General features: G+C 40.1%; 23 protein-coding genes, 1 pseudogene and 2 other annotated features. Of the genes and pseudogenes, 17 read left to right on the top strand and 7 right to left on the bottom strand.

Features of this window, described 5'->3' with window-relative positions:
* Positions 1-75 precede the first annotated feature (75 nt).
* A complete protein-coding gene (locus QRN39_RS16185; protein WP_106030314.1) occupies positions 76-1,257 on the bottom strand; it encodes an MFS transporter in 1,182 nt (393 codons plus the stop codon).
* A gap of 75 nt (positions 1,258-1,332) precedes the next feature.
* Here QRN39_RS16185 and QRN39_RS16190 point away from each other — a divergent pair, with 75 nt between their 5' ends.
* From QRN39_RS16190 to QRN39_RS16200, 3 genes are all read left to right on the top strand, one after another.
* A complete protein-coding gene (locus QRN39_RS16190; RefSeq protein ID WP_284907663.1) occupies positions 1,333-1,710 on the top strand; it encodes an OsmC family protein in 378 nt (125 codons plus the stop codon).
* 64 nt (positions 1,711-1,774) lie between these two features.
* Complete coding sequence (gene cax, locus QRN39_RS16195) at positions 1,775-2,842, top strand: calcium/proton exchanger (RefSeq protein WP_050944787.1); 1,068 nt, start codon at positions 1,775-1,777, stop codon at positions 2,840-2,842.
* Positions 2,843-2,909: 67 nt separating this feature from the next.
* The gene (locus tag QRN39_RS16200) at positions 2,910-3,692 is read left to right on the top strand and encodes a YfkD famly protein (protein ID WP_034620914.1); all 783 of its coding nucleotides are present in this window, start codon (positions 2,910-2,912) and stop codon (positions 3,690-3,692) included.
* A gap of 356 nt (positions 3,693-4,048) precedes the next feature.
* Here the strand turns inward: QRN39_RS16200 and QRN39_RS16205 are convergent, their stop codons facing one another.
* The 3 genes from QRN39_RS16205 to yfkAB all read right to left on the bottom strand — a co-directional run bounded on the left by QRN39_RS16205 (position 4,049) and on the right by yfkAB (position 6,991).
* Positions 4,049-4,768, bottom strand: a complete 720-nt coding sequence (locus tag QRN39_RS16205; RefSeq protein WP_003218036.1) for a YebC/PmpR family DNA-binding transcriptional regulator — start codon at positions 4,766-4,768, stop codon at positions 4,049-4,051.
* Positions 4,769-5,025: 257 nt separating this feature from the next.
* Positions 5,026-5,862 (bottom strand): mechanosensitive ion channel family protein, encoded by an 837-nt coding sequence (locus QRN39_RS16210; RefSeq protein WP_284907665.1) that lies wholly within the window; start codon positions 5,860-5,862, stop codon positions 5,026-5,028.
* 7 nt (positions 5,863-5,869) lie between these two features.
* Positions 5,870-6,991: a radical SAM/CxCxxxxC motif protein YfkAB gene (gene yfkAB, locus QRN39_RS16215; protein ID WP_050944782.1), complete on the bottom strand. Its 1,122-nt coding sequence runs from the start codon at positions 6,989-6,991 to the stop codon at positions 5,870-5,872.
* 146 nt (positions 6,992-7,137) lie between these two features.
* Between yfkAB and QRN39_RS16220 the strand changes: the two genes are divergently transcribed.
* Together QRN39_RS16220 and pdaA are read left to right on the top strand one after the other, a co-directional pair.
* Positions 7,138-7,329: an SE1561 family protein gene (locus QRN39_RS16220; protein ID WP_003218031.1), complete on the top strand. Its 192-nt coding sequence runs from the start codon at positions 7,138-7,140 to the stop codon at positions 7,327-7,329.
* Positions 7,330-7,430: 101 nt separating this feature from the next.
* Positions 7,431-8,222, top strand: coding sequence for a delta-lactam-biosynthetic de-N-acetylase (pdaA, locus tag QRN39_RS16225; RefSeq protein WP_284907666.1), 792 nt, complete (start codon positions 7,431-7,433; stop codon positions 8,220-8,222).
* A gap of 35 nt (positions 8,223-8,257) precedes the next feature.
* On the opposite strand, the pseudogene QRN39_RS16230 reads toward pdaA, so the two are convergent.
* The 3 genes and pseudogenes from QRN39_RS16230 to QRN39_RS16240 form a co-directional block, all read right to left on the bottom strand.
* Positions 8,258-8,749: pseudogene (locus QRN39_RS16230) on the bottom strand (DUF2716 domain-containing protein).
* Positions 8,750-8,781: 32 nt separating this feature from the next.
* Complete coding sequence (corA, locus tag QRN39_RS16235; RefSeq protein WP_284907667.1) at positions 8,782-9,741, bottom strand: magnesium/cobalt transporter CorA; 960 nt, start codon at positions 9,739-9,741, stop codon at positions 8,782-8,784.
* 132 nt (positions 9,742-9,873) lie between these two features.
* Positions 9,874-10,386, bottom strand: coding sequence for a stress protein (locus QRN39_RS16240; protein ID WP_268494001.1), 513 nt, complete (start codon positions 10,384-10,386; stop codon positions 9,874-9,876).
* Positions 10,387-10,821: 435 nt separating this feature from the next.
* Between QRN39_RS16240 and QRN39_RS16245 the strand changes: the two genes are divergently transcribed.
* The 12 genes from QRN39_RS16245 to thrS all read left to right on the top strand — a co-directional run bounded on the left by QRN39_RS16245 (position 10,822) and on the right by thrS (position 24,883).
* The gene (locus QRN39_RS16245) at positions 10,822-11,691 is read left to right on the top strand and encodes a DNA-3-methyladenine glycosylase family protein (RefSeq protein ID WP_284907668.1); all 870 of its coding nucleotides are present in this window, start codon (positions 10,822-10,824) and stop codon (positions 11,689-11,691) included.
* A 98-nt stretch (positions 11,692-11,789) separates the two neighbouring features.
* Entirely contained in the window at positions 11,790-13,175 is a 1,386-nt protein-coding gene (gene rlmD, locus QRN39_RS16250; protein WP_137055527.1) for a 23S rRNA (uracil(1939)-C(5))-methyltransferase RlmD, read from the top strand.
* A gap of 153 nt (positions 13,176-13,328) precedes the next feature.
* A complete protein-coding gene (locus QRN39_RS16255) occupies positions 13,329-13,895 on the top strand; it encodes a TetR/AcrR family transcriptional regulator (protein WP_284907669.1) in 567 nt (188 codons plus the stop codon).
* Positions 13,896-13,953: 58 nt separating this feature from the next.
* Positions 13,954-15,813, top strand: a complete 1,860-nt coding sequence (locus tag QRN39_RS16260; protein WP_284907671.1) for an alpha/beta fold hydrolase — start codon at positions 13,954-13,956, stop codon at positions 15,811-15,813.
* 448 nt (positions 15,814-16,261) lie between these two features.
* Positions 16,262-17,023, top strand: coding sequence for a class I SAM-dependent methyltransferase (locus tag QRN39_RS16265; protein ID WP_436918138.1), 762 nt, complete (start codon positions 16,262-16,264; stop codon positions 17,021-17,023).
* A gap of 212 nt (positions 17,024-17,235) precedes the next feature.
* Positions 17,236-17,646, top strand: coding sequence for a DUF6508 domain-containing protein (locus QRN39_RS16270; RefSeq protein ID WP_251191481.1), 411 nt, complete (start codon positions 17,236-17,238; stop codon positions 17,644-17,646).
* A 4-nt stretch (positions 17,647-17,650) separates the two neighbouring features.
* Positions 17,651-18,163, top strand: coding sequence for a hypothetical protein (locus QRN39_RS16275; protein WP_050944775.1), 513 nt, complete (start codon positions 17,651-17,653; stop codon positions 18,161-18,163).
* Between the two features lie 139 nt (positions 18,164-18,302).
* The gene (locus QRN39_RS16280; RefSeq protein ID WP_137055522.1) at positions 18,303-19,130 is read left to right on the top strand and encodes a MerR family transcriptional regulator; all 828 of its coding nucleotides are present in this window, start codon (positions 18,303-18,305) and stop codon (positions 19,128-19,130) included.
* A 26-nt stretch (positions 19,131-19,156) separates the two neighbouring features.
* Entirely contained in the window at positions 19,157-20,344 is a 1,188-nt protein-coding gene (locus tag QRN39_RS16285) for an MFS transporter (protein ID WP_284907674.1), read from the top strand.
* Positions 20,345-20,535: 191 nt separating this feature from the next.
* Complete coding sequence (locus tag QRN39_RS16290) at positions 20,536-21,366, top strand: DNA alkylation repair protein (RefSeq protein ID WP_113386855.1); 831 nt, start codon at positions 20,536-20,538, stop codon at positions 21,364-21,366.
* Between the two features lie 123 nt (positions 21,367-21,489).
* Complete coding sequence (locus tag QRN39_RS16295) at positions 21,490-22,251, top strand: HNH endonuclease (protein ID WP_137055519.1); 762 nt, start codon at positions 21,490-21,492, stop codon at positions 22,249-22,251.
* A gap of 174 nt (positions 22,252-22,425) precedes the next feature.
* Positions 22,426-22,648, top strand: a binding site (T-box leader).
* A gap of 37 nt (positions 22,649-22,685) precedes the next feature.
* Positions 22,686-22,910, top strand: a binding site (T-box leader).
* A 50-nt stretch (positions 22,911-22,960) separates the two neighbouring features.
* Positions 22,961-24,883, top strand: coding sequence for a threonine--tRNA ligase (gene thrS, locus QRN39_RS16300; RefSeq protein ID WP_284907675.1), 1,923 nt, complete (start codon positions 22,961-22,963; stop codon positions 24,881-24,883).
* Positions 24,884-25,014 lie beyond the last annotated feature (131 nt).

A 25,014-nucleotide genomic window follows, 5' to 3' on the forward strand; every position in this document is an offset into this window, starting at 1 on the left:
CAAGCGGCAGTGCGAACGGGCAAAATGGATATCACTAAATGAAAAAGACTCCTCTGCACCCATGCAGAGGAGTTTTTATTTAGAAATTGCTTCATTGGGGTTTTCAAGAACTGCCGCCGTTCGCCCAAATCGAACGCAGAAAAACACGAATAATATCACGATGCTGACAAGGTAAAGTAAATTCATTCCTTCAAACGTTTGCACAAAGATTCCACCGAGAACAGGCCCGAGAATACTTCCCGCACTAAATGCCATTCCGCACATCAAATTTCCAGCAGGAAGCAGATGCTTTGGCAATAAGTCGGTCATATAACTGATGCCAAGTGAGAAGGTAGAGCCTACAGCCATTCCGGCAATAAAGAAACAAATCGCAACAGCCAAAACCGATTGAATGAAAATCCCTGCTAGTAGGAAAAAGAAAGACCCGACGAGAGTCACACATAAAATGATGCGGCGCCTGCCAAACCGGTCGCTGAGCATCCCGAGAGGTAGCTGAAAGACAATACTTCCAATGGCAAACGCAGGTAAAATAAACGCCACTGCATCTACGGTCACCCCGCTTCTGAGTGCATACACAGGGAAGTTGCTATTGAGTGTCGTTTCTAAAAAGCCATAGCAAAAAGGCATCATAAAGGCGACCCAACCAAATTGAAAAGCTTTCTTAAAGCGCTTCAAACTGTTTGTCTGCTCTGACGTCTGCACTTCGCCCGTATCTGGATATGTATTTTTCAAAACAAAAACAAGCAGCCAAATACATAAACTAACAGCACCGGAAACAATGAAAGGTAAAGATGGATTGATTTCGATGAGTGGTGTTAAAAAAGGTCCAGCGGCAAAACCAAGTCCAAAGGATAACCCATACAATGAAATATTTCGCCCGCGATTTCTCGATGACGACGCATAGGTCACCCACGTCTGTGTAGAGAAATGCAGCATATGATCACCAATCCCGATCATGAGCCGCAGGAAGAACCAGACAACATAAGATTCAAAAAACACAAAGCTGAACAAGCTTAAAAAAACAGCGGCGCCTCCAATGACAATTAACGGCTTAAACCCAAACCGGCGAAGCGGCGCTTCCATAAAGGGAGATGCTAGCAGCACGCCGAGATATAAGCCTGTGGCATGCAGTCCGTTTAACGTAGGAGAAGTCCCGGCATGTTCAAAAATAATCGAAATGACAGGCAATAACGCTCCCTGCGAAAAACCAGATACAGATACAAGTAAAATTAAAATCATAAAATGAATTCTCGACATAAGATGCTCCTTACAAGTTCATGTTTTCATCGTACAATGGAACCATAGGGGTTTCAATAGAAAGGTGGGAAAGGAATGAAACTGATATACGAATCAGGCGGGTGGATCGCGGGAATAGATGAAAGGCAGCTGTATATATCAGCAAATGAAGAAACGGGGTACAGACCATCTCAATTATTCACCTCAGCTATTGCCGGCTGTTTTGGAGAAATGCTCATTCATGTATGCCGGAAAAAGCGAATATCCTGGGAAGGGCTGACGATTACACCTGAAACGACAAGAGCAGGAGCTGTAAACAAAATCTCCCGTATTCATTTACATATTTTATTTGAAGGCGTCCGTACATCTGATGAACAAATAGAGAAAAGCATTACACTGGCATTGAAGCATTGCGCGATGGTGCAGTCTGTGAAAGGTAGTATTGAAATCACCTTCTCACACGAGAAAACCTAAATGTATATGAAGCCGGCACTCACGAAAGAATAACAGTCAGACATATGTAAAGGAGAATGGCTGTATGAATCGTTTGTTTCTTGTGATTGTCGCAATTGGTGTACCGCTATCGGTGATTGGCAGTTTTCTTCATTTTCCGCAGGCCATCATGTTTGCTGTGTATTGTATCGCGATTATTGGTCTTGCTAGTTTTATGGGAAGAGCCACAGAAAGTCTTGCCATCATAGCAGGTCCCAGAATTGGCGGGCTTTTAAACGCCACATTTGGAAATGCGGTGGAGTTAATTATTTCGTTTTTTGCATTAAAGCAAGGACTGACAGCCATCGTCCTTGCGTCGTTAACTGGCTCAGTGATCGGAAACTTACTGCTTGTGGCGGGACTGTCTTTTTTCGTTGGCGGATTAAAATATAAGCGCCAAGTGTTCAATGTCCACGATGCAAGGCACAACTCGGGCTTGCTCATGTTTGCCATTATTGTGGCGTTTGTCATTCCAGAAGTGTTTTCGGTGGAAATGGCTGAGGAGAAGCAATTTGTTTTAAGCATTGGCATTAGCATTGTGATGATTTTGCTTTATGTTGCAGCGCTCTATTTCAAACTGGTGAGCCACCGCGGTGTCTATGTTGCCAAGCAGGAGAGCTTGGACGGAGAGGCGGAGACGGAAGAAGAAATACCTGAATGGTCTGGTAAGTTTGCCACTTTGATTTTGCTGCTTGCAACGATGGCCGTTGCGTACATTTCAGAGCGCCTCGTCCATACATTTGATACGGTGGGGGAACAATTTGGCTGGAGTGAGCTGTTTATCGGAGTCATTATTGTGGCCATCGTCGGCAATGCGGCAGAACATGCCTCTGCTGTTATCATGGCGTATAAAAACAAAATGGATGTCGCAGTGGAAATAGCTTTTGGTTCCACGCTTCAGGTTGCGATGATGGTGGCACCAATCCTTGTCATCAGTTCGCTTTTTTTCAATACGCAGATGCCACTCATTTTCTCCTTACCAGAGCTCATTGCTATGGCATCCGCCGTGTTACTCACAGTCATTTTATCTAATGACGGAGATACCAATTGGTTTGAAGGCGCCACATTACTTGCTGCCTATTTCATTATGGCGATTGGATTTTTCCTTTTATAATCTTTTGTGGATAAGGGACGTCTTTGCGGAAAATACTATGGAAAAATGAATGAGAAAGAGTGATGATATGAAAAAGATGCCCCGCATCATGTTTGTTGTTCTCTTATCCTTAAGTTTTCTATACAGCTTTCCAGCAGAGGCGGCGAAGCCATTTAAGGTGCCATCGTCTGTCGCCAGTATTTCTAAGGAGAATACGTATCCGAATGCGTCACAGGATCAGCCATTGCTCCAGCCGAGCGAGCTGACAGCCGAATTGTTTAAAACAACGAATGTGCCGATTGAGAATACTCATTTGATCAAAATGCTGAATGAATCCAGCATTTCAGGGACGCCATTAGCTGTTGGTTACCGCGCGACCATTTTCCTTGGAAGATGGGCACTGAGCTATGATTCAAACGAAACGGTTGCCAACTGGGAATACAAAAAAGTGAATACGAATCATATTGATAACAGAGGCGGCAACAAAACAGCCATTGGCAAATATGTTCAAAAGCAGCAAGTAAAAGTGAGCGGCGGGCTCACAGCAAAGGTGCCAAGCCCGGAAGATGTGAAAACATTGATGATGCAAAAAGCCATTCAAAAAACAAAGCTACCCCTCGCTTTTGACACCGTGATTGGCGCAGGAACAAAGCGAGATCAGTCATACCACGTCTCTCCGAAAAAAGCAGCTTCACTTCATGCCTATGCCCCGGCCATTAACGAAAAAGGAAAGGTGACATACGGAGAAGTGTACCTTGTGCTTAAAGGAAATAAACGCAAACTCGTCGTGAAAAACGTGACCTCACAAGGAATCGGCGCTTGGATTCCTGTTCAGGATCACCTGACATTTGGGTTTCAAGGGATGAATTAAAACAGTCATCTCCTCTTATCAATAGGGGAGATGACTGTTTTTTTGCTATTCGGGTTTCTCTTTTTTTCTTTTTAGCTCATTCATGTAAAAGTCAAAGGCGTTATATAAATACCATACGATAAAAAGAAAGAAGATCACTTTAGTAAATATCGTTAAGTTGTTGAAATTAAAACATAGGCCAAGATAAGGGATGATCATAAATCCATAATAAGAAAACCACCATGTTTTAAAAATGAAACTCAGCTCCTTGGAAATTGTATACATTAACACCTTATCCATATATTACATTTTTTCAGGGAAATAAAAAAGCCTTAGTAGAAGTTGATGAACCTAACGACTACTTTGGCTTAAGTTTTTTATTCCCCTAAATCCACATTATGATAAACCTGCTGCACGTCTTCAAGCTCTTCTAATACATCGATCAGCTTTTCAAATTGTGCTTTCGATTCATCATCTAATGTCACTTCATTTTGAGGAAGCATTGTGATTTCAGCGACAGTGAATTCTTCTACGCCGGCTTGTTTGAATGCTTCTTGTACTTGATGGAATTGATCTGGTTCAGCGTACACAATCACTGTTTCATCTTCTTCCATGATGTCACGTACATCAACGTCTGCTTCCATTAAAAGCTCAAGTGTTTCTTCTTCACTTTTTCCTTCGACACCGATGACAGCTGTTTGGTCAAACATGTAGGCAACAGAGCCGCTTACGCCCATGTTTCCACCATTTTTCCCGAAAGCCGCACGAACATCTGATGCTGTACGGTTCACGTTATTGGTGAGGGCATCGACGATCACCATTGATCCGTTTGGACCAAATCCTTCGTAGCGCAGCTCATCGAAATTCTCTTCCGCACCGCCTTTGGCTTTTTCAATGGCACGGTCCACGATGTGTTTTGGGACACTATATGTTTTTGCACGTTCTAGGACAAAACGAAGTGCTTGGTTTGATTCTGGGTTTGGCTCACCTTGTTTGGCAGCCACATAGATTTCACGCCCGAATTTTGCGTAAATACGACTTGTACTGGCATCCTTTGATGCTTTCTTTTCTTTAATGTTGTTCCACTTACGACCCATCTTATTCACTCTCTTTCACTTAGAAAATACACAGTATGAGGGTCCCCATGCTGCATGAAATCATTCTGCTTTCTATTATACATGAATTAGTCAAGAGGATAGAAGTTAGAGGGGCTGAATTAAAGCGAATTCTTAACGGATATGTCCAAGCTGTTCAAGCGTTTCATGTTTTTGGAGAGCCCGAGTCAGCTCGGCGCACCTAATAAATAAAGAAATAAGAGCCGATGATATAAAAAATAACCCCATCACAAATGAGGTTATTTTGCAGGCTGGGGATAAACGAGATCTTCAAGCAATTTGACATCATGCTGATGAAGTTGTTTGATCATTTCTTTTCGGACAGCGAGGGCAGCATCGAAGTATTTTTCGTCTTCGACCATTCCTTTCACTGTGAGCTCAATCCCGCGGTTCAGCTTGTTCAGACCCATAATGCCATGGACTTGAAACGGTTCAATGGCATGCTGGAATTCATCTTTTTTAAGAAAATCATGATGCATCTGATTTAAATGGTCACAGGCCGTTTCGAGTGCTTGAAAGGCTGTATCTGGGTTTTGATTCGCACTAATTAATACAGACTCCGTAATCCGCATGTAGTGCATGTTATAGTTTTGAATTTGCCGGATGTCCCCGTTAGAAATGGTTAACAGCTTGCCGCTCCATTCTCTAATTTGCAGAGAGCGGAGACCAATTTCTTCAATCGTTCCATTAAACAGGTTATTCACTGTCACATAATCCCCTTTATGAATCTGACGTTCATAGATCAGGAAGATGCCTGCTAAAATATCGCGAATCAGCGTCTGGGCGCCAAAACCGATGACGATCCCTGCAACACCAGCACCTGCAAGAATTTTTCCGAAATCATGAAAGAAGAGAGAAATGACATAGAATACAAAGCAAATTGAAGCTGTGTACTTCGTCACAGATTTGACCAAGCTCTCGATCGTTTTCTTCTTCTTATCTTCAATAAACTCCGTTCGTTTAAAGAAAATCTGAAGGGCTTTGTTGATGATAAAGACGGCAAGCCAAAGAACAAGTCCAACAATTAGAATTTCAATGTATTTGTTCTTGACCACTGTCAGAAATGTATCGTCCATCTATCGGTTACCCCCTGGCTGTACGAGAAGTAAAATCAACATCTTGATAATAGCTGTTTTTCACAAGAACATTCGGACCGAGGCATTGTACGCTTGGACAATGACAATTCAGCTCTTTTGCTAATTTTGTGTCCATCCAGCGAGTATAAGCGGATTGCAATGTATCGGTCGCAATATTTCCAAGCGGCGGTGTATCGCCAAAGTCTGTCACAATAATATTCCCATCAAAAATATTCACATTCAACCGTGAGCGTCCGTCAGGGTCATTTCGTACCGTGACATGCTTCTCCTGGCGTAATCGTTTGAGGAGGCGCTGGTCTTCTTCATCTGTACTGCAAGAATAAAATGGCAGGGTGCCAAACAGCATCCATGTGTCTTGATCACGAATATCAAGCAGCTGATGAATCGCATCACGCATTTGCGGAAGCGTCAATGATTCAAGGGCGCTGGCAAAATCACTTGGGTACATCGGGTGAACTTCGTGGCGCTGGCATTTCATTTCCTCCACAATTTGCCGGTGAATGTGTTCAATATATGGAAGTGTGCGTTTATTAAGCATGGTTTCAGCAGATACGGTAACACCTGCTTTGACAAGTGCCCGGCTATTTTCAATCATGCGGTTAAATAATTTCTCGCGCTGTTCAAAGGTTGGTTTTCTGTCCATCATCGCAAAACCGACCGTTGCAAACTCTTCGACAGTTCCCCAGTTATGTGAGATGTGAAGAACATCTAAGTATGGAATAATCTCTTCATATCGCGCCAAATCAAGTGTTAAGTTTGAATTGATCTGTGTACGGACGCCGCGTTCATGGGCATACTTTAATAAAGGGACGACATATTCCCGCACAGATTTGAGAGAAAGCATCGGCTCTCCGCCTGTAATACTGATGGACCGCAGAAGCGGAACTTCATCTAAACGGCGAAGCAGTAAATCAAGCGGCAGTGCATTCGGGTCTTTTGGCTGCAAAGTATAGCCGACCGCGCAGTGCTCACATCTCATGTTACACAACGTCGTGGTTGTAAATTCAATATTTGTCAGCTTCATCTCCCCGTAATCCTGCACATCAAGATAGGCTTCCCAAGGGTCATATGCAGGTGTAATCGGACGAAGTGCTGTTTTTTGGTTCATGGTATCTATCTCCTTTTCATTCGGGCAAACGTGGACCCGCCAACAGTTAATTTTAAGCCCCATCACCGTTATACGCAAGTGGGGTTTCATTGATTTACAAGGGAAAAAAAGATAAGCTAGAAACAAATGCTAAAGGGAGTGTATCTATGGGCAAGGCAGCAGACAGCAAAGAGCAGCAGGTTGATTATTTAAAGAACCGATTAGATATGTTTATGAATGTGATTGATTCATTAGATCCAGAATCAACAGATGTTGAGGATATAGACAGACTGATCCAGATGATTGACGACCTAGAAGCAAAATATGAACGGTTTAAAACCGATTGGAAGGAAGAATAGCTCGCACAGTGCGGGCTTTTTTCTTTAAATTGGCAGGTGAATCAGTGTATGAGTCTCGGTCTTATTCTGCACAATAGAAGAAAAACCGGGAAGTGACGTAAATGAAAAAATACATGCTCATCTGTTTATGTGCGCTTTTTGTATCCATGCCTCTCTCAGAAGCGGAAGCCGTGTCTAATCAGCCCGTCCATTGGGGATTTGCGAAAAGCAAAGAACACAAGCCAGCGGATGCGGGTAAAGAACTGAACGCCCTTTTAAAAAAGTATGATGCCTTCTATTTAGGAAGCACGAAAAAGAAAGAGATTTATTTTACCTTCGACAATGGCTATGAAAATGGGTACACGCCCAAGATCTTAGATGTGCTGAAAAAACATCAAGTGCCAGCCACCTTTTTTGTGACAGGTCACTTTGTCAAGGACCAGCCTGAGCTCGTTAAACGTATGGCGGAGGAAGGTCATATCATCGGCAACCATTCCTATCATCATCCAGATTTAACAACAAAGAGTACGAAAGAAATCAAAGAAGAGCTGGGACGCGTCAATGAAGCTGTATACAAAATCACTGGAAAACAAGACAACCTCTATCTTCGTCCGCCGCGCGGTATATTCAGTGAAAGAGTGCTGAAGGAAACAAAAGAGCTCGGTTACCAAACCGTTTTCTGGTCAGTGGCGTTTGTGGACTGGCATATTCATCATCAAAAAGGAAAACAGTATGCTTACGATCAAATGATGAAGCAGGCGCACCCAGGTGCCATTTACTTACTTCATACCGTCTCAAGAGACAATGCCGAGGCATTGGATGATGCCATCACGTCACTGAAAAAACAAGGTTATTCCTTTAAAAGCCTAGACGATCTCATGCTTGAAAAAGTATGGCACCTGCCTCAGCTATAGAAAAAAAGCTTGCAGAAGACCTGCGAGCTTTTTCTTTATCCTTCTCTTATTTTACGCTGAAACAAAATCGGATGATGACGAGTGAAAGAGTCAATCAAGCCCTCACCGAAAATCGTGATACTTTGCTCCCAAGGATGTCCTAGCAAGCCCCAATGCATCTCTTTTGATAAAAAGAAATAATAATCCCCGTTCGGTAGCACAGGCACTGCCCAATCTCCGAATTCATCTTTTTCAAATGAGCCGTATGGTGTGATCCAGTAGCATTCGTGCTGCCAATCAAGTGCCAGCATATACTCGTCTGTTCTGATAAGCTCCTGAAAAACAAGTCATGCTTTCTCTTCAAGGTCTTCATCTGCATGAAGAAGGGAAGAGTCCTCAAAACAAGCAGAAATATCATATGTAATGAAAGGAGAAGGTACGCGAAATGAGGGAAAACGAGAGAGGCTCGGATTAAATTTGAAATCTCGATAGAGCGTCTCCCATACGAGCTTTAGTTCTTGATGAGACAAAGGAATCCAGTTTTTCATCTAACCGCCTCCTCAGTCATTCACTCTACACATTATTTGAATATGCGGAACCATCCTTTATGCTTAAACCACAAAAGCATACCCGAGACGAGCAGACCCATGAAAATCAGTACGCCAAAATAGCCATACTTCCAGTGTAATTCAGGCATGTTATCAAAGTTCATTCCGTACACTCCAACAATAAAGGTCAATGGAATAAAGATGGTCGATACAATGGTCAGCGTCATCATGATTGCATTCATTCGGTTAGAATTCAGCGTCTGATAGCTGTCTCGTAAATCGGCTGTCATATCACGGTTTGATTCGACAATCTCTGTTAATTTCAGAAGGTGGTCATAGATATCATTGAAATAGGCTTGTCTATTTTTATCGTTTTTCATCATATTAATATTCACGATACGATATAAGAGGTCTCTCATCGGAATAATTGTCCTTCTTAGCTTTAACAAGTCTGACCGAATTCCGAATACTTCGTTCATTAAAGTACCGTACGTTTTATGACCTTCTTCATCTTCGATCTCATTTAACCTGTCTTCAATTTGATAAATAATCGGGAAATAATCATCAACCAGATCATCAATCAGCATGTAGGCAAGATGCTCAGGTCCGCTATTTCGCGCGTGTTCAGATTCTTTTAGCTTTCGCATCACACGATCAATGTATGGTGCTTCCTTTAAATGAAAGGTGACAATAAAACTTTCCCCAACAAACAGGTCCACTTCCTCTGAACGAAGTGTTTTTTGATTGAGAGCATGAAGAACGAAAAATAAATACTCTTCATAAAAATCAAGCTTAGGCCGCTGTAAATAATGGAAGCAATCTTCAATTGAAAGCGGATGAAACTGAAAGAATTCCTTCAGCAGCGCTGCTTCCTTTTCCGTTGGCGCATGAAAGTCAATCCAATACCAGGCGATATCGGGGCTTGAAAGCTGGTGCAATGTTGCATGTTCAATCAAGTCTCCGTTCTTTGTCACTGCAAGTTTTTTCAGCATATACACCCCTCCAGACTTGCATTATATCATGAAGCAACGCCAGTGAACTTATACATTCTCTCCATAAAAAAGCCGATCTCATCACTGAGATCGGTCCATTGTGCGTGTATGATTGATGGATAAAACCGAGAATTAAGGACGATGGAACGTAACAAATTTATCTTGACGGTCAAACCAGCCTCTGAATGCCCAGTTATCCCAGCCGCCATCGCCGTTGTTTTTAAAGGTACCACTTTCAAATACCCAAATACCGTAAACAACGTTACCAAGATTAGCAGTTGCAAAAGTTTTCACGCCGTTAAAGCGGTCTTCATAATTTTGGCTTAGGTTAAAGACCATGACATTATATCTGCCACCAGCAGCATAGAATGTGCTTTCCATCACGCCTTTAACGAACCCAGGACGGTTTGCATTTGCGTTTACTGCGTTAACAATCGCATTGGCAATCCCAAGAACATCGAAGTTGACGTTAACATTAGGACTAGCTGTCGTTCCAGCTTTTCCTTCAGCAGCTTTGTTTAATACAGTTTGCTGTAGTGTAGTAGAGACGGGTGTTGACGTTTTTTTCTCAGCAGCGTCAGCAAATACTGGCAGTGTCGAAGAAACAGCAGTGGCAAGGGCAATAGAAAGAATGGTTTTTTTCATTGGTCGGATCTCCTTTGTTTTAAAATGTTTGGGTCTTCCTTTTCGTAAAAAGTGAAACTAGGTGAAGCCGGTTATCAATGAGGTAAAATATGTTCCTGCAAGATAAAACAAATGATTGCCTAATCAGCTAATTCCTTTGTCACCTCCTTGATATGTCATAATTATACAAATTTTTTCGGGATAGAAGATATCACCCAGAGGTTCTATTTCTAATTTAAGGAAAATGATCCTAAAATATTGGAGGATCATGTCGAATATTAGCTGAATTCGACCAAAAACTTTCATCAGACCAAAAGGAGAATGACCACAAATAAGGAAGATATAACTGATAAATTCTTGTACTCTTTATATTCAAAAGTATTTAATATAGAGAATCATTCAAGCAAAATGAAACAATTGCATCTGCGCGTATTTGCAGAAAGGAAGAGGGAAAACATGTGGGAAAAACAGCTGGTGGTTGAACCGCCATATCACTTCGATCAAGTGCTAAGACGCTTATCAAATGATCCATTAAAAGCAGTCGATTTGAATAAAAGAGAAATCAAAGTACCAATCAGATTAGAACAAAAACCATACGTTGTCGTCGTTCAAGCCACCGGAACAAAAGAAGCACCCACGTTTCGGGTGAAAGGAAATGGTCCTGAGGAACCTCTCATATGTGAGGTGAAGCGGATATTTGGCATGGAGCATCAATTAGACGCTGTGCATGAGCATTTTTCTCAAACAAATCTAGCCCCCGTTTTTGAGCGTCATAAGGGGACACCGCTCATGCTGGATTTTCACTTATATCATTGCTTGATGAAATGCATCATTCATCAGCAGCTCAATCTGGCGTTTGCCTATGAACTCACAAAACGGTTTGTTCATACGTATGGCGAGCAAATAGAGGGGGTTTGGTTTGATCCTTTACCAGAAACCATCGCCTCACTTGAAACAGGGGAATTGAGAAAGCTCCAATTTAGTCAGCGGAAAGCGGAATATGTCATCGATGTCTCGAAGCGAATTGTGAGCGGCTCTCTTTGTTTAGAAGAATTACATGATTTAACTGATCTGGAGGTGGAAGAACGTCTGCTTCCAATTAGAGGGATTGGACCTTGGACAGTTCAAAATGTGCTCATGAATGGACTTGGAAGACCAAATCTCTTTCCGATGGCAGATATCGGGATTCAAAACGCCATCAAGCGGCATTTTGACCTGCCTGAAAAGCCGACAAAAGAAGAGATGGCAGCATTCAGCAAGGATTGGACTCCTTATTTAAGCTACGCTTCTTTATATTTATGGAGAAGCATTGAGACAGATAAATGAAAGGGATTTTCTCTCTTTGTCCAAGTCATGGTATACTAATGAGATGGAATAAAATGAAGACAACCTATCAACGGTTCAGATAGAACGGAGAGAATGAAGTGAAGGAAAAACAGCAAGGTGCCCTTTTGCAAAAGGGACAGCAGTTTCCGCTTACCATTAAACGCCTTGGCATTAATGGAGAAGGGGTCGGTTATTTTAAAAAGCAAGTAGTCTTTGTCCCGGGTGCTCTTCCAGGCGAAGAAGTGGTTGTGGAAGCAACGAATGTCCAAGCAAAATATGCAGAAGGTACGGTTAGGAAAGTTAGAAAGCGCTCCGAGCATCGAGTGAAACCGCCATGCCCAGTATACGAAGAGTGCGGCGGCTGTCAGCTTCAGCATTTAGCGTACGAGCAGCAGCTAAAGGAAAAACGAGATATTGTCATTCAATCAATGGAACGCCACACAAAACTACCAGTTGAACAGCTTGATATCAGGCCAACGATCGGTATGGAAGATCCGTGGCACTACCGGAATAAAAGTCAGTTCCAAGTAGGGCGTTCTCATAGCGGTGACATCATTGCGGGGCTTTACGGATTGAACTCTCATAAGCTTGTACCGATTAAGGAATGCATCGTGCAGCATCCAAAAACGAACAAAACAACGGGCGTTGTCCGCAAAATTTTAGAGAAATTCGGTGTATCGGTCTACAATGAACGGACGAGAAAAGGCGACGTACGATCAATTGTCGTGCGTGTCGGCTTTGAAACAGGGGAAGTGCAGGTCGTTCTTGTCACATCAAAGCCGGAATTTCCAAAGAAAAAAGAAATCGCCGAAGCCATTCAAAAACGTCTGCCAGAAGTGACGTCCATTATGCACAACATCAATGGTGAAAAAACGTCGGTCATCTTTGGCCATAAGACATCTCACCTAGCTGGCAACATGGTCATTCAAGAATTTTTAGGAGACGTCTCCTTTGAACTGAGTGCACGTGCTTTCTTCCAATTGAATCCGAAGCAAACGCTAAAGCTTTACGACGAAGCGAAAAAAGCGGCAAAGCTGACTGGCAAAGAAAAAGTTGTTGATGCGTATTGCGGTGTTGGGACGATTGGGATGTGGCTTTCAGATGGCGCCAAAGAAGTACGAGGAATGGATGTCATCAAAGAATCGATTGATGATGCCAAGAAAAATGCTAAAAAACACGGCATGAAAAACGCGACCTATGTGACAGGAACAGCTGAACATTGGCTGCCAAAATGGGTCAAAGAAGGCTTCCGCCCTGACGTCATCGTCGTGGACCCGCCAAGAACAGGCTGCGAGCGCACTTTCTTAGACACCGTCAAACAAGTCAAGCCAAAACGCCTTGTCTACGTCTCTTGCAACCCATCAACACTAGCAAAAGACCTTGAATACATGTCAAAAGACTACAAAATCGAATACATGCAGCCAGTCGATATGTTCCCGCATACATCTCATGTGGAGACTGTTGTATCGCTTGTGAAAAAATAGACTTTAAATCAAGGCTTGAAAATCAATATTAGATTTTCGAGCTTTTTTTGTTTAGCGGGCATTTCTTTCATCAGACTTTTTCTAAATGAACATAAATACTTGCAATGTGTAAATTAGTACTATATAGTTCTAATTATGAAAAAAGTAAAATTAATGAATCAAAAACGTGTGCTTGAAGTAGCTGCAACTTTATTTTTAGAAAAAGGATTTGCTTATACAAGCATGGATGAATTAGTACGTGTAAGCAAAGTGTCAAAGTCTAATGTGTATTATCACTTTTCTAATAAGGAGGAATTATTAGAAGGGGTCGTTGATTATTGGATTGACATGTATCAATCTGCAATTGATGACGTACTATCTCAGAACCAATTTTTAGTTGAAGAACGTATCCAACTGTTTTTGAAGCAATTATCACAAGGAGTTCAATCGAGAGATTATAAAGGAAGCTGTCCATTTATTACTCTTTATATTCAAAGTCCTACACAGGCCACACAAATAAAAGAAAAAATAGGTCTGTTTTTTACAGGATTACAAAAGAAGGTTTCTCTATTGCTGAAACAAGGGGTAGAGAAGGGGGAATTTAGAGATACGATTCAGATTGATGAGGTGGCATCACTTTTTATTACCAATCTTGAAGGCGCGTTATTTATTTCAGAAACATTGAAGGATGCCACTGTCATCACAAAAACAGCAGATCATTTATTTAACTTGCTTCGATAAAAGAAGCATTTTTTTTACATCAAATTAGTACTGAATAGTACTAAAGAGGAGACTTCATATGAAAACAGTATTTTTAATTGGTGGAACAGGCTTTATTGGAAAGGAGTTAGTAAAAGAATTAGCCAAAGAGGATGTGAACATTCTTCTTTTAGTGAGATCGAAAAGTAAGGCAACACGCACTTTTCAAGAAAGAGGTATTTTAAAAGAGGCAGTGATGCACTTTGTTGAAGGTGATTTGACGAAAGTCGATTTGGGTCTAAGTGCTGAAGATAAGGAGAAGGTGTTGAAAACGGATGTGATCATTCACGCAGGAGGACCCATGGATATTCAAACGACAAGTAAAAAGGCAGCTTCCGTCTTTTTAAATGGCGCCAAACATATGAGTGAATTAGCTAAAAGTATTCATCAATCGAAGGGCTTGCAGCAATTTATTCATGTTGTCGGTTATATGAGTCCCTTTGATGATCAAAATAGCAAGATTGAAATTGATGTGTTTAAAGAAGGAAACCATTATTTGAAAATAAAAAATCCATATGAGAGAACAAAATTTTTAGCAGATCTTTATATTCGTCAACAGGCATCAGCAGTAGGTTATCCGCTTTCTGTCATTAATCCGCCAACTGTCGTCGGCAGTAGTCAAACGGGGAGTACAGAGCAGATAGCAGGATTAGGTTTGCTTGTGAAGAGTATGCGAAGAGGGCTCATGCCGGTGATTCCTGGAGGTAAGGATTATAGGTTGCCACTTATTTCAAACGATGAGTTTGCGAGGTTTATTGTGCAGGTTTTCAGATTGGAGCAGCCAGCTATTCAAACATATACGCTTGTTGAAGACTGGCAGCACGATCAGAACATTGGTGAATTATTGAGTATGATGTCAGAAAGTATGAATATGAGGGCACCAAAAATCTCTGTCCCAATGCCACTAATGAAGGCTGTTATGAATAGTGGCGTAAGTAAAATTACTAAAATTCCTTCTGACGGACTGAATTTTATGACAAAACGAACATTCTCAAATGTTGCAGCGAAAAAAATAATGGGAGAAGATTGGTTTAAGAAGACGAGTGTCATGAAATTTTTCCCTGCTGTAGTAGCTGATCTGGATTATCGAATGATGAATCAAAACGGTAAGGATGATCATTTATTTAAACGAACACTATGTGATAACACGACCCTTTACCAATTAAAAGGAGAGGGTAAACCGTTTATTTTATTACATGGTTTATTGAGTGATGGAGAGGATTTATTCCCCTTAGCACAAGAGCTACATGAAAAAACGGGTCAACCTGTATGGATCTTGGATCTTCCAGGTTTGGGACGTTCTCCTTTTAAACGAGAGAAACATCTTCTAGATATGTATTTGAATGTCTTGAAAAAGGTATTGGAGAAAGCGACGAATGGTGCACATCTAATCGGCCATTCATTCGGTGCGTATATTCTCTTGGAAGCATTGGTACAAGAGTACATCGATAAGAAGTATTCAATCACTTTACTTCAGCCGCCTGTTGATAAGAAAAATGCTGCATCGCGACATGTTCCTCAATTGATGAACAAATGGACATTGAAATGGGCAACGACTAATATGATAGGGCGTTATGTATTAAGGAATGGTTTGTTTGAAAATACGGAGAGCATCCCTGAACATTATATTGAAAAAGTCAGAAATAGTTTTACGTCTCCTAGAATATTAAATACGACGGTTCAGCTTAACCATTTACTACAGAAAACCAATCAAGATGATTTCAATGAGGTCACAAAGGATCATCTTCATATTATTTGGGGGGATTATGACAAAGGCTATTCTGCCCCGTCACATCTTGGCAAGGTTGATTTTGTTCCATATGGTCATCATTTTCCACTTAGCCATCCGAGTGAAACGGCAGCATTGGTCATAAGGCAGATGAGGGTATGGGATAAATAAAAGGTTTGAGGTAGACCATCTACTCAAAACGAAAAATGAGATGTTTATGACAAGTAAGCACAATTTTTCGTTCTGGGGGGTAGACCAGTTTGGCTCTAAGCGGAAATGGACAGAAAAGCAAAAAAGAGTAAAGCCGGGTGAAGCAATTCACAATTGATAACACTGTCATAGTCAATTTCTATTTGTATTTTCACCATTCATTATTTTTACATCAATTTTATTTGAGCTCATAAAATTCGACTCCATTCCTTCATTTTTTAAAAGATCTTGAAAGTCATATAGCTAAACAGAAATAATAGGTAAATATGTTATAGTGAAGGAAATCATTTTTTACAGGGAGTTATTAAATATGAGACTGAAAGAATATGAAACATAACAATTTTATACATTCGTAAGAGGCCCACCAAATATTTAATTATTAAAACTGCAAAATGAGTATTGGAGGGCTATTATGAATGACAAACAATTTTCTTCGTTAATAAAACAAGCAGATGAACCTTTTGTTGGGTGGGATTTCTCATTCATCTCTGAAACTGGAAGAATGAAAAGTGATATGCTTTCGTGGTCATATGGTAGTATAGCTACTTCTCTTGTTCAAAATGCAAGAACAATGCTAGATATGGGAACAGGTGGTGGGGAATTTTTATCAAAGTTGAGACCTTTTCCATCATCAGTTTATGCTACAGAAGGTTACATGCCTAATGTACCTATCGCAAAAGAACGATTAACACCTTTAGGCGTTAAGGTAGTTCAAATTGATGAGGATGAAACTCTTCCGTTTGAGGATGGGAAATTTGATCTTATCATAAATCAACATGAGTCATTTTCATCTAAAGAGGTGAGAAGAATTATCTCGAAAGAAGGTATTTTTCTAACTCAACAAGTAGGTGGACTCGATTGCATAGAGATTAATGAAAATCTAGGGGCACCAATAAATGAGGAATTAATTGATTGGAACTTAAAGCTAGCTTTAAAAGAAATACAGGAGAATCATTTTAAGATTTTGAGAAGTGCTGAAGAGTTTCCTATTCTAAGATTTTATGACATTGGAGCATTGGTGTATTATCTGAAAGCAATTCCTTGGCAAGTGCCAGATTTTGAAATAAGTAATTTCAAGGATGAATTATACACCATTCATAAAACCATTGAACAAAAAGGTTATTTTGACGCAAAACAACACCGATTTATTATTTTAGCTAAAGCAATTTAGTTGGAAATAGAGATTCGATATATTCGAAAGCTCCATCCTAATTTTGAATCAATGACACTCCTGTTACATGCTAAAATCATTAAAAATGAAATATCCACTTACTTTTAGTAAATAAAGACTGTCCGTGATTTGAATACTGGTGTCTAGCTGGTAGGATGATCACGGATTTTTTTATATACTGATCTATAGGAATGAAATAGAGGAGGATGAGAATGAGCCAATTCGATATTCTAACAAAATACATACCGCTGCTTCAGGAAGATCCTATTGGAGAATGGGTGATCGATCAAGAAAATGATGGAACAGCTGAACATCCGATTCAAATGCCTTTTGTGAAATATTCCGAAACGGTCCGTCACTTGATTGAAGATATTTATACCTTTGCAGAACAACACGAAGAGATGGGGCTTATCCGCTACAGAGAGATCCTTAGAGAAAATGGGATTGAATCGGGAATGAATGATATGGAGAATGTGGACATTTCAAATTTAAATGCACAGTGTGTGCTTGCTCTTATGATGGAGGTTGTGAGAGCCGAACGATTTAGCGAGGGTGCCATACTCAATTTCTTTAAAAGCGGAGCTATTGTAAAGTGCCTAGAAAGATTGGATTGTTTAGAGTGATCAAATGAAAAGTAAAACAGATGCAGCCAACACTTTTCCTCCTATGAAAATAGAAGAAATCGATAACATTTTATTAAATGATCTTGATGCAGTAAAAATGGAAAAAGAAGATGAGCGTATAAAATTCATTTTACAAGATCCCTATTGTCCTGATAAAAGTGATATTCACAGTGTGTATGTCATCTATAAAAAGTCTATACTCAATTTACTTGAAGGTAGGATACGTTCTATTCATAGTCATGAATTCATGAATGCTAAGAAAAAGGATCGAACGATTTCTAAAGAAGATATTGAATATGTACTAGAGATGGCTACAGTTGTGGTTCTTGCAAGTGAAAATAATGGAATATTAACAAATTATTTTTATAGCGGAGTCGGTGAAAGGTTAGATCGTATTTTTAATCTATGCTTAGGTTATTCTTCAGATTTACAGAAAAAAGAGAACAAAGTAAGTTTGCAACGGTTTATGAATGATATAAAGATTGTTGAAGAGATGGGCTTGTTAGAAAAATTTTAGAATAATGAGCAAAACCTAGATGTTAGAGACATCTAGGTTTTTTCGCGCTTTTGAAAAATTTATTCAACTTCATGTTGACCTTCCCCTTAACTGAAAGGTTTATACTTTGATCAGATCAACAAAACGGAGGAGATGCAGGATGTTCAAGATCGGCGATTTTTCTATGTTAAGTAAAGTGCCTGTTAAAACCTTAAGATATTATGACCAAATTGATTTATTAAAGCCTAAGCAGATTGATCAAGATTCAGGATACCGTTATTACTCAGCTGAACAGCTGCTTGAAGTCAACCGAATTTTTCTGTACAAGGAATTGGGCTTTACGTTAAAGCAAATGGCTCAGCTTCTTCGTGAAGATATCTCAGTAGAGCAGATTCAGGGCATGTTTCTGCTGAAAGAAAGTGAAATTCAGCAATTGATCGAGAGAGAACAACAGAAATTAGCGCGTATTAAGGAGCGGATGCACCTCATCAAACGAGAGGGATGTGTTGAAAAAGAACAGGAGGTCATCATCAAATCTGTTGAAAGCAAACGCATCATGTCTTTCCAATCCAACGGAACTGTTGACGACATTCCTTCATTCTTTCAAACGTTTCATCATTTATTACTTAAACATCAACAAGAATTGATCTCGGGACCACAAGTGGTGCTATGGAGGGAATCATTCGAAAAAGAAAGTGAGTTCGAATTTGAGGTGGGGTATTCCGTCAAAGCGTTAAGGGGCACTCTTCCTCAAGGGATCACGATTCGCACGTTACCTGCTGAAGAAACCATGGCGACACTATTATTTCATTCACATTCTCCATCCGCACAAACAGCTTGTATTGACCTGGCGACATGGATCGAAAATAATGGATACCGCGTGAAAGAAGACCAGCCAGGCCGAGAGATTTATTACCCATTGTCTGAAAATGAAGAAGGCAGACTCATTGAAATTCAAATTCCGATTATAGATGAAATCAAATCGTAAACAGTGCCCAAAGGAGAAACGTCACGATGAAAAATAAAACCGTTGTCTATTTACTTGCATTAGCAGCCTTTTTAATCGGAACAATCGAATATATCATTACAGGCATTATCCAGATGGTCGCAGATGATTTACATGTCACGACGTCTGCCGCTGGATTATTGGTCACGTCTTTAGCGCTCTCAGCGGCAATCGGCGCACCGATTGTCATTGCACTGACCATCAATATAGACCGCAAAAAAATACTGTCATGGATGCTGATGATTTTTATTTTAAGTAATTTCATCACAAGTGTCAGCCATTCGTTTGAAATGGTGATGATGACAAGGATTTTACAAGGAATCAGTGGGGGAACGGCTATTGTGGTGGCAATGGCTGTTGCGACTCGTCTTGTAGAACGTGAAAAAAGAGGAACAGCTATTGGTATCATTTTAATGGGACTCAGCAGCTCCTTGGTTTTAGGCGTTCCAATCGGGACATTTCTAAGCAGTATGATCGGATGGAAAGCATTATTCGCAGCCATTGGATTGATCACGCTTATTCCGCTGATTGTAGTGTATAGGCGAATTCCCTCTATGAAAGAACAAGAACCAGTGACGCTTCGTATGCAGTTATCGATTTTAAAAGACAAGCGAATATTACTGGCGGTGGCAGTGACGCTATTCTATGTAGGTGGATATTCCACGTTGTTTACCTATTTAACGCCCTTTTTGCAAGCATCAGCAAATCTTAGCATCACAGAAATTAGTGGCATTTTGTTACTAGCAGGAATATGCAGCTTTTTGGGCTCCAGCCTTGGAGGGATGGCGGCAGATAAAAAAGGCCCAATATTCACGATTTTCTCAGGAATCATTTTGCAAATCATCATGCTCTTGCTGCTATCATTTGTCACAGGTAATCTCGTGCTCATGGTGGCTGTCATCATGATATGGATGATCGCTACATGGAGCACATCACCAGCTCAGCAGCTATATCTTGTCACACTTGTACCAAAATCTCCTGATATCGCATTAAGTGTCAATACATCATTTATTCAATTCGGATTTGCCTTAGGCTCTGGTGTAGGAGGGATTGTGCTAAGCGAAACATCTATATTAAACCTAAGCTGGATCAGTGCTGGCACTGTTTTTCTCGCTCTACTCATGACCATTCTAATGGTAGCATTTGACCGATTTTCTCAGCGCAAGAGTTTGAAGGTGATCGAGCAAGGAAGCTAACTTACATTCAATGTTGTATGAAAGGAACTACTTATTTCGGGTAGTTCCTTTTTGATTTGAAGAATGCACCAGTGAAGTTGTTTATTTGCTACAATAGGAGTCAATATCCAAAGATTGAAAGCATCAACAAATTCCTTTTAAAAACAATGAATATCAAACAAAAGAACCACTAGACAAGGAGAGAATACAGAATGCCAATAAGTGAGGAAATGATCAATCGAAAAGGCGCTCGAAAGGGGACTGATATCCCTCATGACGTCTTGATCCTTTTGAATCAGGGAGAGATTGAAAGTGTGAATTTAACTGAATGGCTGGCTGTCAATCATATGACGCTAATACAGCATGTTTTGCCGTCCGTTGGTTTAGAGCATCGTTTAGACGATGTATCATCTGAGATCACTAAACAAAAAGCTGAATCAGGAATGAAAGCCATTCGGCTCATTGGTCAATTGTTAGATGACGTGCTACATGAAGAGAATGAAGAAAAACAAGCGGAAGTGCTGCTGGCATTTGCTCACCACATATCTGATAGCGTTCGCTGTTGGGCTGCTTATATGAACAAACAGAGTTTATCAACACTGGAAGAGAAACTTGCGTACATTCAGCCATTTGCAGCTGATCATCATTTTGGTGTTCGAGAAATTGCGTGGATGTCAGTGAGAGAAAGTCTAAGTCTTCAGCTCGATCAAAGTATAGAGCATTTAACAGAATGGGCAAAAAGCGAGGATGAAAATATTCGCCGGTTCTCTGTAGAGTCGCTCCGTCCGAGAGGGGTATGGACAAAGCATATTGAGTTATTAAAACAAGAGCCAGAGAGGGCACTGCCTATTCTAAATTTACTCAAATCCGATCCATCCATATATGTTCAAGATTCTGTAGGAAACTGGCTCAATGACGCAAGTAAAACACAACCAAATTGGGTAACAAACCTGTGCGACCAGTGGTCAAAGAATTCTGACACAAAAGCAACTAGCAGAATTGTGAAGAAAGCCAAGAGAACGATTGTGAAGGGGAATTTGTGAATAAGAACATGAACTGAAATTTCTTTATTATACAAAATTCAATAGATCATATTATTTCTGCTGACTAATTCTAAAATATCTATTTATAAAGAAAACAATATACAGAGAGAGTGAATAGCACCATTGATGAATCAAGATACTTTTGCTGAATGGTTAAGAACTTATGCAAATATAAAACCATACTCTATAGGAAGATACTCTAAAGCTATTGGTATAATATCCTCAGAATTAAAAAGTTATGGATTACAGAGTACTAATTTATTTACTTTAACTGATCCTGCCTTTATTGATGTAATTCTTAGTAATGCTGAGTTTAAAAAGAAGAATGAAAAAGGACATAGGATGTATAGTGTAGCTTTAAATCATTTGAAAAAATACATTGAGTATTATTATGATTCTGAGTTACAAGCAGAACTATTTAAAGAGGAGCAGGAATTTGATAAATACCTAATAGAAAATCCCGCTGAAGTGAGTAGTGTTGATATTGAGGATAAGCCAAAAGATAAGCCTAAACATGGGTTAGTGAATAATAAAAAGGTATGGCGTAGAAATCCTAAATATGCAAGTGGAGCTGTAGCTGATGCAAACTATTTATGTGAGTTTGACAATCAACACAAACATTTTATTTCTAAATTTAATGGGGAGAATTATGTAGAGGCTCACCATTTGATACCAATGCAATATCAAGATCAATTTGATCATAGTTTAGACATCCATGCTAATATTGTTTCAATTTGTTTAGTCTGTCATAAAAAAATCCATTATGGACGATTTGAGGATAAGAGAGAAATATTAGATAAACTATTTAACAGTAGGAGACAAAGACTTGTTAAAGGTGGAATAGATATAGAAATTTCACAGTTATACTCTTACTATAAGGATTAAGAAATCTAAGTAAATTATTTCTGGCTTAATTATTCCTACAGCAAAATAGGATGCTAACAGACAAATTTAATTTCAAAAATTCACGCAACATATCATTTAAAGAATGAAATTCAATTGCACTGCAAAAAATAAAGCTTTACATGATCCATCACCTTCATGTAAGATATGGAGAAATTAAAAGCGAAGAAAAGGACATGAGCCATTTTTACTGGTTACCAGAGAGGGAAGTCACGCTGAAATCTTCCTAGCGCAGAAAATTGTCTTACCACCTTTGAGCTGTATTGGGGAAATCATAGTATCCAATATCGTCTACGCCACGTTACGGCACCAGAGCCATAAAGCGAATACGCGTTATGGGAATTTGGGTGGAACCACGGATTACACATTCGTCCCTTTATGAGGGATGGGTGTGTTTTTTTGTTCTCTCAACGATTATCATTGCTTTGAAAAGGACATGAGCCACTTTTATCGGTTACCAGAGAGGGAAGTCACGCTGAAATCTTCCTAACGCAGAAAAGTTGTCTTACCACCTTTGAGCTGTATTGGGGAAAATTGAAGTATCCAATACCGACTATGCCACGTTACGGCACCAGAGCCATAAAGCGAATATGCGTTATGGGAATTTGGGTGGAACCACGGATTACACATTCGTCCCTTTATGCGGGATGGGTGTGTTTTTTTATTTTTAAAAAAGAAAGGTGTGTCAGTCATGAGAGAAAACATGGTGAAGATTCAATTTCCAGATGGAAAGATAAAGGGGTTCTCTGCAGGTACGACTGTCGCAGATGTTGCCTCCTATATTAGCCCGAGCTTAAGGAAGAAAGCAGTGGCAGGAAAGATCAATGAACAAATGGTCGATGTAAGTCATCAGCTGGAAAGTGATGCTCGGCTGTCTATTGTCACACTCGATTCAAAAGAAGGGCTTGAAGTACTGCGCCATACATCGGCACACGTATTAGCCCAAGCTGTGAAAAGGTTATTCGACAATGTCACACTTGGAATCGGACCTGTTATCGAAAATGGATTTTACTATGATATGAAGCTGAATCAAACATTAAGTGTAGAGGATTTGGCTACAATTGAAAAAGAGATGGAAAAGATCATAAACGAGAATCATCTCATCCAAAGAAAAGAGGTCACTTACAAAGAAGCTGAATCGTTGTTTGCACATGATCCATATAAGCTTGATATTTTAAAACGACTCCCATCTGAAGAAGCCATCACAGTGTATCAGCAGGGTGAATTTATCGACTTATGCCGCGGGCCTCATTTACCTTCTACTGGGTTCGTAAAGTCATTTAAGCTAACACGTGTTGCAGGGGCTTATTGGCGGGGTGATAGTCATCAAGATGTATTGCAGCGAGTGTATGGTGTAGCGTTTCAACATCCAAAACATCTAGCTGAGTATCTTCATTTCATGGAAGAAGCAAGCAAACGTGATCACCGGAAATTAGGGAAACAATTATCTCTGTTCACGTTTTCGGAAGAAGCGCCAGGTATGCCGTTTTATTTACCAAAAGGTCAGATTGTGAGAAATGAATTAATGGCCTTTTCAAGAGAAGTGCGAAACAAAGCGCAATATGAAGAAGTGAGCACACCGTTTATGATGAACCAAGAGCTATGGGAAAAGTCAGGTCACTGGGATCATTATCATGAAAATATGTATTTCTCAGAAGTAGATCATACAAGCTTTGCTTTAAAACCGATGAATTGTCCAGGGCATATGCTCATGTTTAAAAATAACTTATATTCATACAGAGACCTTCCGATCAGAATGGCTGAGTTCGGTCAGGTGCATCGTCATGAATTTAGCGGAGCATTAAATGGATTGTTCAGGGTCAGAACTTTTTGCCAAGATGATGCCCATATTTTTTTGAGAGAAGATCAAATTGAAGCTGAAATCAAACGGATTTTCCAATTAGTTGATCATGTGTATCGGACATTTGGGTTTGAGTACTCTGTGGAACTATCCACTCGTCCAGAAAAAGCGTTAGGGGATGATGCCATTTGGGATATCTCTGAATCAGCGCTAAAGAATGTACTTGATCGGCTAAAGATCGATTACCAGCTAAATGAAGGAGATGGGGCATTTTATGGACCGAAGATCGATTTTCATATTAAAGACGCCTTGCAGCGGAGCCATCAGTGCGCTACAATTCAGCTGGATTTTCAAATGCCTGAGAAATTTGATTTAACATATATCAATGAAAAGAATGAAAAGGTACGACCAGTTGTCATTCACAGTGCCATTTTTGGTTCTCTAGATCGTTTCTTTGGGATTCTCATCGAGCATTTTGCAGGTGCCTTCCCGTTATGGCTGGCACCAGTGCAAGTACAAATCATTCCTGTCTCAAAGATTCACCTTGATCATTGCCTTGAGGTGCAGCAGCAATTAAGAAAGATCGGAATCAGAGTCACAATCGATGAACGGGATGAAAAACTCGGCTATAAAATGAGAGAAGCACAAATGCAAAAAATCCCTTATATCGCTGTCATTGGTGATTCAGAAATGCAAGAAAAAACACTGAATATCAGACAGCATGGAGAAAAGACATCTAGACAGCTGTCTATTGATGACTTTAAATATCTGGCAGCTCAACAAATAAAAAACAGAACGGTTGCCCAAATATGATGTGATGATTTCTTGAAGAAGAATAAGACGTTCGAATGATGGGCGTCTTTTCATTTGCGAAAAAAGCCGAATTGACAGTAGAAAGGGAAAATATTGAAACATTTTTTCAGTGAAATCGTAATAAAGATAGA

The organism is Bacillus sp. lyk4-R2A-2 (assembly GCF_030209735.1).
In the GTDB taxonomy this organism is placed as follows: domain Bacteria; phylum Bacillota; class Bacilli; order Bacillales; family Bacillaceae; genus Bacillus; species Bacillus pumilus.

Bases quoted from the DNA above. Each gene is read 5' to 3' on its own strand.
- QRN39_RS16185 (WP_106030314.1), bottom strand. From the start codon at position 1,257: ATGTCGAGAATTCATTTTATGATTTTAATTTTACTTGTATCTGTATCT.
- QRN39_RS16190 (WP_284907663.1), top strand. From the start codon at position 1,333: ATGAAACTGATATACGAATCAGGCGGGTGGATCGCGGGAATAGATGAA.
- cax (WP_050944787.1), top strand. From the start codon at position 1,775: ATGAATCGTTTGTTTCTTGTGATTGTCGCAATTGGTGTACCGCTATCG.
- QRN39_RS16200 (WP_034620914.1), top strand. From the start codon at position 2,910: ATGAAAAAGATGCCCCGCATCATGTTTGTTGTTCTCTTATCCTTAAGT.
- QRN39_RS16205 (WP_003218036.1), bottom strand. From the start codon at position 4,768: ATGGGTCGTAAGTGGAACAACATTAAAGAAAAGAAAGCATCAAAGGAT.
- QRN39_RS16210 (WP_284907665.1), bottom strand. From the start codon at position 5,862: ATGGACGATACATTTCTGACAGTGGTCAAGAACAAATACATTGAAATT.
- yfkAB (WP_050944782.1), bottom strand. From the start codon at position 6,991: ATGAACCAAAAAACAGCACTTCGTCCGATTACACCTGCATATGACCCT.
- QRN39_RS16220 (WP_003218031.1), top strand. From the start codon at position 7,138: ATGGGCAAGGCAGCAGACAGCAAAGAGCAGCAGGTTGATTATTTAAAG.
- pdaA (WP_284907666.1), top strand. From the start codon at position 7,431: ATGAAAAAATACATGCTCATCTGTTTATGTGCGCTTTTTGTATCCATG.
- corA (WP_284907667.1), bottom strand. From the start codon at position 9,741: ATGCTGAAAAAACTTGCAGTGACAAAGAACGGAGACTTGATTGAACAT.
- QRN39_RS16240 (WP_268494001.1), bottom strand. From the start codon at position 10,386: ATGAAAAAAACCATTCTTTCTATTGCCCTTGCCACTGCTGTTTCTTCG.
- QRN39_RS16245 (WP_284907668.1), top strand. From the start codon at position 10,822: ATGTGGGAAAAACAGCTGGTGGTTGAACCGCCATATCACTTCGATCAA.
- QRN39_RS16255 (WP_284907669.1), top strand. From the start codon at position 13,329: ATGAATCAAAAACGTGTGCTTGAAGTAGCTGCAACTTTATTTTTAGAA.
- QRN39_RS16260 (WP_284907671.1), top strand. From the start codon at position 13,954: ATGAAAACAGTATTTTTAATTGGTGGAACAGGCTTTATTGGAAAGGAG.
- QRN39_RS16270 (WP_251191481.1), top strand. From the start codon at position 17,236: ATGAGCCAATTCGATATTCTAACAAAATACATACCGCTGCTTCAGGAA.
- QRN39_RS16275 (WP_050944775.1), top strand. From the start codon at position 17,651: ATGAAAAGTAAAACAGATGCAGCCAACACTTTTCCTCCTATGAAAATA.
- QRN39_RS16280 (WP_137055522.1), top strand. From the start codon at position 18,303: ATGTTCAAGATCGGCGATTTTTCTATGTTAAGTAAAGTGCCTGTTAAA.
- QRN39_RS16285 (WP_284907674.1), top strand. From the start codon at position 19,157: ATGAAAAATAAAACCGTTGTCTATTTACTTGCATTAGCAGCCTTTTTA.
- QRN39_RS16290 (WP_113386855.1), top strand. From the start codon at position 20,536: ATGCCAATAAGTGAGGAAATGATCAATCGAAAAGGCGCTCGAAAGGGG.
- thrS (WP_284907675.1), top strand. From the start codon at position 22,961: ATGAGAGAAAACATGGTGAAGATTCAATTTCCAGATGGAAAGATAAAG.